This window comes from Cupriavidus sp. KK10, from assembly GCF_018223725.1.
GTDB lineage: Bacteria > Pseudomonadota > Gammaproteobacteria > Burkholderiales > Burkholderiaceae > Cupriavidus > Cupriavidus necator.
This window is the reverse complement of the sequence record NZ_CP073677.1, coordinates 1,380,127-1,392,366: the sequence shown is the minus strand read 5'-3', so window position 1 is coordinate 1,392,366 and position 12,240 is coordinate 1,380,127. Positions and strand designations below refer to the sequence as shown.

General features: G+C 66.5%; 14 protein-coding genes. 4 read left to right on the top strand and 10 right to left on the bottom strand.

All coding sequences use genetic code 11. The annotated features are described in order from the left end of the window. The first annotated feature begins 19 nt into the window (after positions 1-19). Positions 20-796, top strand: coding sequence for a 3-hydroxybutyrate dehydrogenase (locus KB879_RS06875; protein ID WP_114130446.1), 777 nt, complete (start codon positions 20-22; stop codon positions 794-796). A gap of 10 nt (positions 797-806) precedes the next feature. Continuing rightward, positions 807-1,289, top strand: coding sequence for a DUF411 domain-containing protein (locus tag KB879_RS06870; protein WP_153955925.1), 483 nt, complete (start codon positions 807-809; stop codon positions 1,287-1,289). 35 nt (positions 1,290-1,324) lie between these two features. Here KB879_RS06870 and KB879_RS06865 read toward each other — a convergent pair whose 3' ends face one another. The 3 genes from KB879_RS06865 to KB879_RS06855 form a co-directional block, all read right to left on the bottom strand. Beyond that, positions 1,325-1,708 carry a putative zinc-binding protein gene (locus tag KB879_RS06865; RefSeq protein ID WP_211980960.1) on the bottom strand — a complete coding sequence of 128 codons (384 nt, stop codon included), beginning with the start codon at positions 1,706-1,708 and terminating at the stop codon, positions 1,325-1,327. Between the two features lie 225 nt (positions 1,709-1,933). After that, on the bottom strand, positions 1,934-2,572 hold the full coding sequence (locus KB879_RS06860; protein WP_013956320.1) for a CoA transferase subunit B: 639 nt from the start codon (positions 2,570-2,572) through the stop codon (positions 1,934-1,936). A gap of 11 nt (positions 2,573-2,583) precedes the next feature. Further along, entirely contained in the window at positions 2,584-3,285 is a 702-nt protein-coding gene (locus KB879_RS06855) for a CoA transferase subunit A (protein ID WP_013956319.1), read from the bottom strand. 182 nt (positions 3,286-3,467) lie between these two features. Between KB879_RS06855 and KB879_RS06850 the strand changes: the two genes are divergently transcribed. Further along, on the top strand, positions 3,468-4,013 hold the full coding sequence (locus tag KB879_RS06850) for a PAS and helix-turn-helix domain-containing protein (protein ID WP_013956318.1): 546 nt from the start codon (positions 3,468-3,470) through the stop codon (positions 4,011-4,013). 15 nt (positions 4,014-4,028) lie between these two features. Here KB879_RS06850 and KB879_RS06845 read toward each other — a convergent pair whose 3' ends face one another. From KB879_RS06845 to KB879_RS06825, 5 genes are all read right to left on the bottom strand, one after another. Beyond that, complete coding sequence (locus tag KB879_RS06845) at positions 4,029-4,430, bottom strand: thioesterase family protein (RefSeq protein WP_013956317.1); 402 nt, start codon at positions 4,428-4,430, stop codon at positions 4,029-4,031. 52 nt (positions 4,431-4,482) lie between these two features. Further along, complete coding sequence (locus KB879_RS06840) at positions 4,483-5,511, bottom strand: DctP family TRAP transporter solute-binding subunit (RefSeq protein ID WP_013956316.1); 1,029 nt, start codon at positions 5,509-5,511, stop codon at positions 4,483-4,485. 49 nt (positions 5,512-5,560) lie between these two features. Beyond that, positions 5,561-6,865, bottom strand: coding sequence for a TRAP transporter large permease (locus KB879_RS06835; protein ID WP_013956315.1), 1,305 nt, complete (start codon positions 6,863-6,865; stop codon positions 5,561-5,563). After that, complete coding sequence (locus KB879_RS06830; RefSeq protein WP_013956314.1) at positions 6,862-7,464, bottom strand: TRAP transporter small permease; 603 nt, start codon at positions 7,462-7,464, stop codon at positions 6,862-6,864. The genes KB879_RS06835 and KB879_RS06830 overlap by 4 nt, the downstream gene beginning before the upstream one ends. A gap of 268 nt (positions 7,465-7,732) precedes the next feature. Continuing rightward, on the bottom strand, positions 7,733-8,518 hold the full coding sequence (locus tag KB879_RS06825; protein ID WP_013956313.1) for an SDR family oxidoreductase: 786 nt from the start codon (positions 8,516-8,518) through the stop codon (positions 7,733-7,735). Between the two features lie 310 nt (positions 8,519-8,828). On the opposite strand from KB879_RS06825, the gene KB879_RS06820 reads away from it, so the two are divergent. Further along, positions 8,829-10,517 carry an electron transfer flavoprotein-ubiquinone oxidoreductase gene (locus KB879_RS06820; protein ID WP_013956312.1) on the top strand — a complete coding sequence of 563 codons (1,689 nt, stop codon included), beginning with the start codon at positions 8,829-8,831 and terminating at the stop codon, positions 10,515-10,517. A gap of 73 nt (positions 10,518-10,590) precedes the next feature. Here the strand turns inward: KB879_RS06820 and KB879_RS06815 are convergent, their stop codons facing one another. Beyond that, positions 10,591-11,640 (bottom strand): lipase secretion chaperone, encoded by a 1,050-nt coding sequence (locus tag KB879_RS06815; RefSeq protein ID WP_256449307.1) that lies wholly within the window; start codon positions 11,638-11,640, stop codon positions 10,591-10,593. After that, entirely contained in the window at positions 11,627-12,160 is a 534-nt protein-coding gene (locus KB879_RS06810; protein WP_013956310.1) for a hypothetical protein, read from the bottom strand. Before KB879_RS06810 ends, KB879_RS06815 begins: the two co-directional genes overlap by 14 nt. Positions 12,161-12,240: the final 80 nt, after the last annotated feature.

The window sequence follows — 12,240 nt, the reverse complement described above, 5'->3', positions numbered from 1 at the left end:
TCTCTCGACGGAGGCTTACATGCTCAACGGCAAGACCGCACTGGTGACTGGCTCGACCAGCGGCATCGGGCTCGGCATCGCGAAAGCGCTGGCGGCCCAGGGCGCTAACATCATCGTCAACGGCTTTGGTGACGCGGACGCCGCAAAGGCAGAGATCGCGCAGGCCGGCCAGGGAATCCGGGTCGGCTACCACGGCGCCGACATGAGCAAGGCGGCCGAGATCGAGGACATGATGCGCTACGCGCAGTCCGACTTCGGTGGCGCCGACATCCTGGTCAACAACGCCGGCATCCAGCACGTGGCCGCCATCGAGGATTTCCCGCCCGAGCGCTGGGACGCGATCATCGCCATCAACCTGACTTCGGCCTTCCACACGACGCGCCTGGCGCTGCCCGGCATGAAGCAGAAGGACTGGGGCCGCATCATCAATGTTGCCTCCACCCACGGGCTGGTGGCCTCGGCGCAGAAGTCCGCCTATGTGGCGTCCAAGCACGGCATCGTCGGCTTCACTAAGGTGACCGCGCTGGAAACCGCGCAGACCGGTGTCACCGCCAACGCGATCTGCCCGGGCTGGGTGCTGACGCCACTGGTGCAGAAGCAGGTCGAAGCCCGCGCGCAGAAGGAAGGCATTCCGGTGGAACAGGCCAAGCGCGAGCTGGTGCTGGAGAAGCAGCCCTCGGGACAGTTTGTCACGCCCGATGAACTGGGCGCGCTGGCCGTGTTCCTGTCGTCCGAAGCGGCCCGCCAGGTCCGCGGAGCGATCTGGAACATGGACGGCGGCTGGGTGGCGCAGTAAGGAGCAAGCGATGCAACGACGCAGTTTCCTGCGCGCGCTGGCGCTGGGCGCGGTCTCGGCCGGAGCGCTGGCACCGGTGGCCGGCGCGCTGGCGCAAGCCGCCAGGCCGCTTGCCATCGACGTCTACAAGAGCCCGCTGTGCGGCTGCTGCGAGGATTGGGTCAAGCACCTGCGCAGCAACGGCTTCACCGTGACGGTGCATGACGTCGAGGACACCGGCGTGTACCGCAAGCGCTTCGGCATGCCGGAACGCTTTGGCTCCTGCCACACCGGGCATATCGGCGGCTACGCCATCGAGGGCCATGTGCCGGCGGCGGATATCCGCAAGCTGCTGGCCACAAAACCCAGGGCCGTCGGGCTGGCCGTGCCGGGCATGCCGGTCGGCTCGCCCGGCATGGAGCAGGGCCCGCGCAAGGACCCGTTCGACGTGCTGATTGTAAAAGCGGACGGCGCCGCTTCGGTGTTCGCAAGCTACAACAAGCAGGCCGGCTGACCTGCCGCACCGGGCGTGCCACGGCGCGCCCGGCTTCAGCCTGCGGCTGCCAGGCTCGTCAGTGCCGCCTCTACCGCTCCCCAGATCGCTTGTTCCTCGGCCTCGGTGCATGCGCGGTGCTGCCGCTTGGTCGCGCCGAGCCGGTTCAGCACCAGGTGCCGGTCCGCCGCCACGCCCGCGCTGGCCAGGCAGGCCTTGACACAGGCCAACGGGCAGCCGTCCAGCGCCAGGATCGGCCGCCCCGAGCGCGCCACCCGCGTCAGCGCCGGCACGCCGCCACCCACGCCGCTGATGCAGGACATTTCCGCACGGCCGCTGCGGTCGAGCCGCACCGCGCAGGCATTGGCCAGTTGCGCCACGCTGGAGCAACCGGAGCAGGCGTAGACCAGTGGCAAGGATTGGTTCGGGGAAGCCGGCATGACGCACCTTCCGTGAGGGTTCGACCGCGGCAGGGTCTGCGCCTTGCCGGAGAGCAGCCAGCATAGTGCGCTGCGATGCTGCCGGGCTATTCGCCGGAAGAGCTAGGGAGTGCAGCCGGCTGGCGTAGCCCGGCCGGTGAGTTCCAAGGCGGAGCGACCTGACAAAAAAGCCCCTGCGGCGCATCGCACTGCAGGGGCCCTGTCAGGCTTCGGAGCTCAGCCCGCTTACAGCAGCGGCGCGCCCGTCTTGGCCTGGATTTCCTCGCGGCTGACGCCCGGAGCGGTTTCCACCAGCTTCAGGCCGGCCTCGGTCACGTCGATCACGCCCAGGTCGGTGATGATGCGGTTGACCACCCCAACACCCGTCAGCGGCAGGTTGCAGTCCTTCAGGATCTTGATGTCCTCGGTGCCGTCCTTCTTCTTCGCGGTGTGTTCCATCAGCACCACCACGCGGCCGACGCCGGCCACCAGGTCCATCGCGCCGCCCATGCCCTTGACCATCTTGCCCGGGATCATCCAGTTGGCCAGGTCGCCCTTCTCACTGACCTGCATCGCACCCAGGATCGCCAAGTTGATGTGGCCGCCGCGGATCATCCCGAACGAATCCGCCGAAGAAAAGATCGACGAGCCTGGCAGCGTCGTCACGGTCTGCTTGCCGGCGTTGATCATGTCGGCGTCGACTTCGTCCTCGGTCGGGAACGGGCCGATGCCCAGCAGGCCGTTCTCGGACTGCAGCCACACTTCCATGCCTTCCGGCACCCAGTTGGCCACCAGCGTCGGCAGGCCGATGCCCAGGTTGACGTAGAAACCGTCCTGCAACTCGGTCGCGGCGCGCGCGGCCATTTCGTCACGTGTCCATGCCATGATGGGTCTCCTCAGCTGGCCGCGCGCACGGTGCGCTGCTCGATGCGTTTCTCGGGGGTGGTGTTCAGCACCAGGCGCTTCACGAAGATGCCGGCCAGGTGGATTTCATCCGGGTCCAGCTCGCCGGTCTCGACGATATGCTCGACCTCGGCGATGGTGACCTTGCCCGCCATCGCGCACATCGGGTTGAAGTTGCGCGCAGTGCGGCGGAACACCAGGTTGCCGGCCTTGTCGGCCTTGTATGCCTTGACCAGCGCGACGTCGGCGGTCAGCGAACGCTCCATCACGTACTGCTCGCCGTCGAATTCGCGGATTTCCTTGCCTTCGGCGACGATGGTGCCGACACCGGTCTTGGTGAAGAAGGCCGGGATGCCGGAGCCGCCGGCGCGCAGCTTCTCGGCCAGCGTGCCTTGCGGCGTGAATTCCAGCTCCAGTTCGCCCGCCAGGTACTGGCGCTCGAACTCCTTGTTCTCGCCCACGTAGGACGAGATCATCTTCCTGATCTGGCGCGTGGCCAGCAGCAGGCCCAGGCCGAAGCCATCGACGCCGGCGTTGTTGGAGATGCAGGTCAGCTGCTTGGCACCGCTGTCGCGCAGCGCGGCAATCAGCGCCTCGGGGATGCCGCACAGGCCGAAACCGCCAACGGCGATCGTCTGGCCGTCGCGGACGACGCCTGCAAGCGCTTCTGCGGCGCTGGCGTAGACCTTGTTCATGTTTCGCTCCTTCCTCGGTAGTTCCCTGTCGCTCTTCCCGCCACCGGATTGTGCGGCGGGCGACGCAGGGAAATTGTAACGGTACAATCGGCAACAGGCGGGCGACAGTCGCCGCAACTCGTCCGACCGACAGCATACGCAAGCGCAGCCGGCTACGCCATTACGTAAAAATACATAAGCAGATGCCCGCAATCGACTACCAGACCGCCTTCCAGCTCGCCCCCGTGGGCCTGGTGCTGTCACGCGAACGCGTGATCGAGGACTGCAACGAGGAGGTCTGCCGCATTTTCGGCACCACGCGCGAGGCGCTGCTGGGCCAGTCCTTCCTGGTGCTTTACCCCACCCCCGACGAATTCGAGCGCACCGGCGCGCGCATCGCGCCTATCATGGGCAAGCGCGGCATGTACTCGGACGAGCGCATCATGAAGCGCGCAGGCGGGGAACTGTTCTGGTGCCATGTCACCGGGCGCGCGCTGGACCGCACGCAACCGCTGGGCGCCGGGATCTGGACCTTCGAGGACCTGTCGCAGAAGCGCCAGGTCACGGCCGAGCTGACCGCGCGCGAACGCGAGATCGCGGCGCAGCTGGTGGAGGGGAAAACCAGCAAGCAGATCGGCAAGTTGCTGGCGATCAGCCCGCGCACGGTGGACATCTACCGGGCGCGGCTGATGAAGAAGTACGGGGCCAGTACCTCGGTGGACCTGGTGCAGCGGCTGGTCAACCACTGAGCCCCGTGGCGGGCGTCAGCCCTCGATGATCGCTCGGATCTCGGCCGGCACCGGCACCGACTTCTCCTGCGTGTAATCGCACCACACCACCTTGGCCCCGCCCTCGGCCCAGACCACGTCGGGCAGGTCGGTGCGGCGGATTTCCATGCGGGTCTCGAAGCTGGTGCGGCCGAGCTGGCCGGCGTAGACGCGGCACTCGATGTCGCCCGGATAGCGCAGCTGCTTCAGGAAGGTCATATGCGCATTGATGATGACCGGGCCCTGCCCGTTCGCGTCCTTGCCGCCGCGGCCCAGCGACGCGAACCACTCGATGCGCGCCTGCTCCAGGTACTGGAAATAGACGGTGTTGTTGACATGGCCCATGGCATCCATGTCGCCCCAGCGGATCGGCATGACCACCGTATAGACGTGCTTCATCACAGTCTCCAAAGGAACAGGCCCGCCGAGTCTGGCGGACCCTCTGCGTGGCTTAGCGCTTGGCGATCGCGCCTTCGGCCTTGGTCACCAGGTCGGCGCCGATCTGCTTCTTCCACTTGTCGTAGACCTTGGCGGTGGCCTTGCGGAAGCTGTCGTGCTCGGCCGGCGTCAGGTGCGTGACCCTGACGCCGTGCGCCTCCATGTCCTTCCAGGCCGGCGCGCCCGGCTCCACCAGGCCCTTGCGGGCCAGCGCGATTTCCTGCTTGCCGGCGTCGATGGCGGCCTGCCTGACGATCTCGCGGTCGGCCGGGGTCCAGCTTTCCCAGATCTGCTTGTTGACCACGAAGATCAGCGGGTCAGCCACGTAGCCCCAGGTGGTGACGAACTTCTGGCCCACCGTGTACAGCTTGGCGGCGGCGAACACCGACTGCGGGTTCTCCTGCCCGTCGACCGCGCCCGAGGCCATCGCCGGCTGCGCGTCGGCCCAGCTCATCTGGGTCGGGTTGGCGCCCAGCGCGTTGAAGGTCTCGATGTACAGCGGCGAACCGACCACGCGCAGCTTCATGCCCTTGAGGTCTTCCGGCTTGCGGATTTCGCGCTTGGAGTTGGACACTTCGCGGAAGCCGTTCTCGCCCCAGGCCAGCGGCACGACGCCAGCCTTTTCCAGCGTGGTGAAGAGCGACTTGCCGACTTCGCCCTGCGTGAGCGCGTCCAGCGCCTTGTAGTCGGGCATCAGGAACGGCAGCGAGAACAGGTTCAGTTCCCTGACCTGCGGCGACCAGTTGATGGTCGAGCCCACCGCCATGTCGATCACGCCCTGGCGGATCGCCGAGAATTCGCGGGTCTGGTCGCCGGCCACCAGCGAGGTGCCCGGGTACAGCTTGATATTGATGCGGCCGTTGGTGCGCTGCTTGACCAGGTCGGCCCAGATCTCGCCGCCCTTGCCCCACGGGAAGGCCGGGCCGAGCACCAGCGACATCTTGTACTCGGACTTGTAGGTCTGGGCCATTGCGCCGGCGGGGGCGAAGGCGGAAGCGGCAATGGCGGCAGCCGTTGCGAGCATCAGGGCACGACGTTTCATCTCATCTCCTCTCGGGAAAGCGTCAATTCTTGTTTGTGAATGCGGAACATCAGTAGCCGAGGTACTCAGGCAGCCAGGTCGCCAGCGGCGGATAGGCCAGCACCATCAGCATGGCGATAAACATCGCCAGCAGCATCCAGATCACCCAGGGCACGGTCTCTTCCATGCGCACGCGGGCAATCCGGCACGACACCATCAGGTTCACGGCCAGCGGCGGCGTGAACTGGCCCAGCGCCACCTTCAGCGTCAGCACCACGCCGAACCATACCGGGTTCCAGTGGAAGGCATTGGCGATCGGCAGCAGCAGCGGCACGAAGATCAGGAAGATCGAGATGCCGTCCAGGAACATGCCTACCGTCATCAGCAGCAGCACGATCAGCGCCAGCACGCCGTACTCGCCCAGCCCGGAGGTGGCGATGGCATGCGCCAGCGGGTCGATCACGCCCAGCGTCGACAGCGCATAGGCAAAGATGCCGGCCAGCGCCACCACCAGCAGGATCACCGCCGAGGTCTCGGCCGCCTCCTGGAAGATGGTGAACAGGTCGCGCATGCCGATGCTGCGGTACACCACCATGCCGACAAAGAGACCGTAGACTACGGCCACCACGGCGGCCTCGGTCGGCGTGAACCAGCCAGCGCGCATACCGCCCAGGATCAGGAACGGCGCCACCAGACCCCAGGCGGCCTCGCGCAGGCTCTTCCAGAACGGCGGGCGCGGCAACCCGGCCTCGATCGCGCCCATATTGTGCTTGCGCGCCAGCCACACCGCCGGAACGATCAGCGCAACGCCGGCCAGGATGCCCGGAATCATGCCGGCCGCGAACAGCGCCGGTACCGACGCGCCGGGCACCAGCACGCTGTAGATGATGAACGCCACCGACGGCGGGATCAGGATGTCGGTCGCGGCGGCAGCGCCAACCACCGCCGCGCTGTACGAGCCGGGATAGCCGGCGCGCGACATCGCCGCGATCATCACTCCGCCCACCGCGGCCGCGTTGGCCGGACCGGAACCGGAGATGCCGCCCAGGAACATTGCCACCAGGATCGCCACCAGCGGCAGCATGCCGGGGCCGCGGCCGACGATGGCGATGGCAAAGGTCACCAGCCGCTGCGCCACGCCGGAGCGGTCGAAGATCGACCCCACCAGCACGAACATCGGGATCGCCAGCAGCGGATACTTGGCCAGCCCCGCATAGAAGTTCTGCGGCACGGCCAGCAGGCCGAACATCTGGGTGTCGAGATTGGACAGGCCGATGGCAACCAGGCCGCCCAGCCCCAGCGACACGCCGATGGGCACGCCCAGCAGCATCAGGCCGATAAAGACCACGAACAGGATGATGGCAACGAGAGTCATGGCGCCTGCTCCATCGTGCCTGTCCTGGCTGCATGCAGCGCCTTGAGCGCGCGCACGTTGCGCAGCACCAGCCCCAGCGCGCGCAGCGCGATGCCGGCCGACAGCACCGGCAGCCAGATCGAGTACCACCAGCTTGGCACGCCAATGCCCGGCGAGGTCTCGCCGAAGGTGTATTCGTCCCAGGTGATGCGCGCCCCCAGCACTGCCAGCGCGATGAACATCACCGCCACGGCCAGCGCCGACAGGATCGCCAGGCGCCGCTGCCGGGCCGCGCTGCCGCGCTCGAAGAAGAATTCGATGCGGATATTGCGGTCGCGCGCCACCGCGGCGCTGCCGGCGACCAGCGCCAGCACGATCATCAGGAAGACCGAGAACTCCTCGGTCCAGGCAAACGACTCGTCGGTGAAATAGCGGACCACCACGTTGGCGAAGGTGATGCCGACCAGCAGCACCATCACGATCACGCCAATCCAGTCCTCGATGCGGGGCGAAACCCGGAATTCAGCGTCCTGCGCTTCGTCGGCAGCCTGCGGGATCACCGCGGAATCGACGACGTGTTGCGGCACGGCGTTGCGCCGTGCCTCTTCTTGTTGCTCCATCTCCCCGGCCTCCGGTCCGGGCCGCTCGGGCCATGCAGCCACCGCGGCGTTTTTTTACTTGTATGTAAAGACTTAATCTGCAGACATGGCGGATTATGCCAAGACTGGCCCATCACGCACGAATTTTCTGATGATTGGTGTGTGCTGACGACGGCGCACCCAAGGGGACCGGATAAGCCCTGGGCGTGCAATCTGGCCATCCCGCGGCACTTTTGGCGCGCAGCCGGGATGCAGGGGGCCTTGCGCCCCCCGGTCAGCGGTCAGGCGGTCAGACCATGCCGTCGTCGGCGGTAATGACAGCCCCGTTGATGAATTGCGACTGATCGGATGCCAGCAGCAGCAACAGGCCGTCGAGATCCTCTGGCTTGCCCAGGCGCTTGCGCGGCAGCATCTGGATCAGCTTCTGCCCCGCGTCCGAGTCCCAGTGGTGGTGGTTGATATCGGTGTCGATATAGCCCGGGCAGATGGCATTGGTATTGATGCCGTGGCGCGCCCATTCCAGCGCCATGGCCCTGGTCATGTGCACCACGGCCGCCTTGCTCATGCAATAGACGCCGATCTGCGACAGCACCTTGAGCCCGGCCACCGAGGCGATATTGACGATGCGCGCCTGCGGCAGCGGGCTGCCGTTGCGCTCGGCGCCCTTGGCGCGCGCAATCATGCGCTTGGCCACTTCCTGGGCGACGAAGAAGGCACCGCGGGTATTGGTGTCGAAGACGAAATCGAAGTCATCGGCGGTCACATCGGTCAGCTTCTGCGTGGTCGACACGCCGGAGTTGTTGACCAGGATGTCGATGGAACCGGCCTCGGTCTCCGCGTGCGCCACCGCGGCGCGGATGCTGTCCGGGTCGGTGACGTCCAGGCGCACCACATGGGCGCTGCCGCCCTCGGCCTCGATCGCCGCGCGCAGTTCCTTGAGCCGTTCGGTGCGGCGCGAGGCCAGCACCACCTTGGCGCCGGCGGCGGCCAGCACCGTGGCGAAACGCGAGCCCAGCCCGCTTGAAGCGCCGGTGACCAGCGCGACCTTGCCTTCCAGATTGATCGACAAACCCATGATTACCTCTTGTGCGGGAGCTCCTCCGGCCTATGCGGGAGCAGAAGGCAGCATATCAAAAAAAGAACGACCGTTCCAAAAAAATCCTTGCCTGTGGGTGGCGAGTCCCGGACAATGCCGGAGATTCTAAGAACTTGGCCAGTAAAGGGAAAGAGGGAAAACGCGCGATCCGGGCGTCTTTGGACTCCAAATCGCTGCCAACTCACCCACCCGCGGCTCCCGTCCGCGCGCTGGCCCGGTTCTCGGCAAAACGATCACCGCATTTCCCACAATTGCAAGCAAGCAGCAAAGAAATAGAGGGTTAGAGACAATGGATCAGCAACAGCTCGTGGAGCAGTTCGGCCCGCGCGAAGCCATGGAATACGATGTGGTCATCGTCGGCGGCGGCCCCGCCGGCCTGGCCACCGCCATCCGCCTGAAGCAACTCGCGCAGGAGAAAGGCGCCGACGTCAACGTGTGCGTACTGGAAAAGGGCTCCGAGCCCGGCGCCCACATCCTGTCGGGCGCCATCATGGATCCGCGCGCCCTCAATGAGCTGATCCCGAACTGGAAGGAACTGGGTGCGCCGCTGAACCAGGCGGTCACCGAAGACAAGTTCCTGTTCCTGAACGAGTCCGGCTCCAAGGGCACGCCGCCCGCGCTGCTGCCCGAGTGCTTCCACAACGAAGGCAACTACATCATAAGCCTGTCGAACTTCGTGCGCTGGCTGGGCCAGCAGGCCGAAGCGCTGGGCGTGGAGATCTTCCCGGGCTTCCCCGCCGCCGAAGTGCTCTTCAACGAAGACGGCTCGGTCAAGGGCGTGGCCACCGGCAATATGGGCATCAACAAGGAAGGCGAGCCCACCGAGAACTTCCAGCTGGGCATGGAGCTGCATGCCAAGTACACCATCTTCGCCGAAGGCGCGCGCGGCCACCTGGGCAAGCAGCTGATCGAGAAATTCAAGCTCGACACCGGCAAGGATCCGCAGAGCTACGGCATCGGCCTGAAGGAACTGTGGGAGATCGATCCCGCCAAGCACAAGCCTGGCCTGGTGGTGCACACCGCCGGCTGGCCGCTGGACCCGGCCACCTACGGCGGCTCGTTCCTGTACCACATGGAAGACAACAAGGTCGCGGTCGGCTTTGTGGTCGGCCTGGACTACACCAACCCGTGGCTGTCGCCGTTCGAGGAATTCCAGCGCTTCAAGACGCATCCGGAAATCCGCCAGTACTTTGAAGGCGGCAAGCGCCTCTCCTACGGCGCGCGTGCCATCACCGCCGGCGGCCTGCTGTCGCTGCCCAAGACCGTGTTCCCGGGCGGCGCGCTGGTCGGCTGCGATGCCGGCTACCTGAATGCCTCGCGCATCAAGGGCAGCCACGCCGCCATCAAGACCGGCATGATGGCCGCCGAGGCCGCCTATGACGCGCTGCAGGCCGGCCGCCAGCACGACGAACTGGCCGCCTACCCGGCTGCGTTTGAGCAGAGCTGGCTGCACAAGGAACTGCTGCAGGCCAAGAACTTCAAGCAGTGGTTCAAGAAGGGCCGCACCACCGCCACGCTGATGACCGGCATCGAGCAATGGCTGCTGCCCAAGCTGGGCATCCGCAACCCGCCGTGGACCATCCACCGCGTGAAGCCGGATCATGTGTACCTGAAGCCCGCGGCCGAGTGCCAGAAGATCGAGTACCCGAAGCCGGACGGCAAGCTGACCTTCGACCGCCTCAGCTCGGTGTTCATCAGCAACACCAACCACGAAGAGAACCAGCCGGCGCACCTGACGCTCAAGGACGCCAGCGTGCCGGTCAACATCAACTGGGACAAGTACGCCGGCCCCGAGTCGCGCTACTGCCCAGCCGGTGTGTATGAGTTCGTGCAGGACGAGACGTCGGGCAAGGAGCGTCTGCAGATCAACGCGCAGAACTGCGTGCACTGCAAGACCTGCGACATCAAGGATCCGACCCAGAACATCGTCTGGGTGACGCCGGAAGGCGGCGGCGGTCCGAACTACGTCGGGATGTAAACCTGCCGAGCCAGCGGCTGTAAAAACGGCACCGGGAACCCGGTGCCGTTTTTCTTTGGGCGATGCAGCGCGGCTATCGTGCCTGCCGCCGCGCGGCCATCGCCTTGTCGACCACCTCGGCCTGCAGCGCTTCGCTGGGATTGCCGAAGGTCTGGCTGCGCAGCGCATCCAGTTGCTGCCGGCGGTCCTGCTCCGACAACCCCGGGAAGGCCTCGATCTGCGCGCGGCGCGCGGCGTAGTCGTCGTAGCGCTGCTGCCAGGCCTGCCCGGCTTGCGCCTGCTGCTGGTAGCGCTGCGCCACCTCGGGACCGTAGGCCTGCGCCAACGCCGCACCGATGTCCTGCGCACTGCGGCCGGCGGCCTGCATGCCGGCGATGGTGTCGCTGATCGCCTGCGGACGCGCGCTGGCCTCCCGTGCCGCGCGCAATGGCTCGGGCAGCATGGCTTCGAGTTCGGCCAGCCGCTGCTGCCGCTGCGCGTCATCCAGGCCGGATTGCGCCGCGATGTCGAGCCGCGCCAGCATGGCATCGTCATACGCCTGCTCGTCGCCGAACCAGATTGCCGCCACCTCCGGCAGCAGGCGCTGCCGCGCACCGTTGCGCTCAGCCTGCAGCGCGCGCAGCTGCTGCACCTGCGCCGCATCCAGCGTGCCGTTCGAATCCGCCCGCGGCTTGCGGGTGGCCTGCGGTTGAATCTCGGCAAGATAGGCTACATAGCGCTGCCACAGCTGCCACGCCTGCCCTGCCGCTGGCTGCGGCACGCGGCGGCGGATATCGTCGTACACCAGCCGGTCCAGCGCGTCGGCGCCGCCGGCGTCGTGGCGGGTGCTGAGGAAGTAGTCGAAGTAGGTGCGCAGCGCGCGCGTCAGCCGCAGCTTGCCCTGCGCGTCGAGTTCGAGGCCTGCGGGCACGTCGACGCCGGAAAGCGATGGCAACGCAGCCACGCCGGCGGGTCCGGCGTCAGCCGATGTTGTCGAAGGACTCGCAGCAGTGGTGATCGCCGCCGTGCGCTGCGGCACGGCAGCCGGGCCGGACGCCATCGTCAGCCAGTACACCGCTGCTGCCGCTGCGCCGGCCGGCAGCAAGGCCAGCCAGAGCCGCGGCGAGCGCTCAGAGCTGGTCATTGCGCAGCCGGTTGGCGTGGCTGAGGATGACTGTGCGCGGATCGACGTCCTGGTACAGGCCGGCCATCTGGTTCACCTCGTCGAGGTGGTTCCAGTAGTAGCCAGTGGCCAGCACCCGGCCCCACTTGCTGCTGCAGACCGAGACCAGCCCGTCATTGGGGCCGGCGCCCTTCAGGTCCATCAGCCCGGCCGAGGTCGACATCATCACCGTGGTCGGGTCCAGCAGGTTGGAGCGCAGCAGGCTGAACGGCCCGCCCTGACCAGTCCAGGAATACGCGGCCTGGGTATGGGTGACAAGGTTGCCCGCGGCATCGCGCGCCTGCCGTTGCTCGGACACCGCGCCAGCGGTATTGCAATCCGGCCCCAGTGCCGATTTCGTGCCGGGCACCAGCGTGGCATTGAGGCGCGCATTCTGCTCGGCGGCGCCGCGCGTGGTCAGGATCTTGAGCGAGGCCAGCGCATCCTGATCCAGCGCCTGCCCGTTGCCGATGCCGTTGAACCAGCCCACCGTATCGAGCACGCCCTGGATGATGCCGACGAGTATCGGCCCGGCGATTGGAATACTGTTGACCAGGTGCGCGGCAAGCCTCGGCCTTTAGG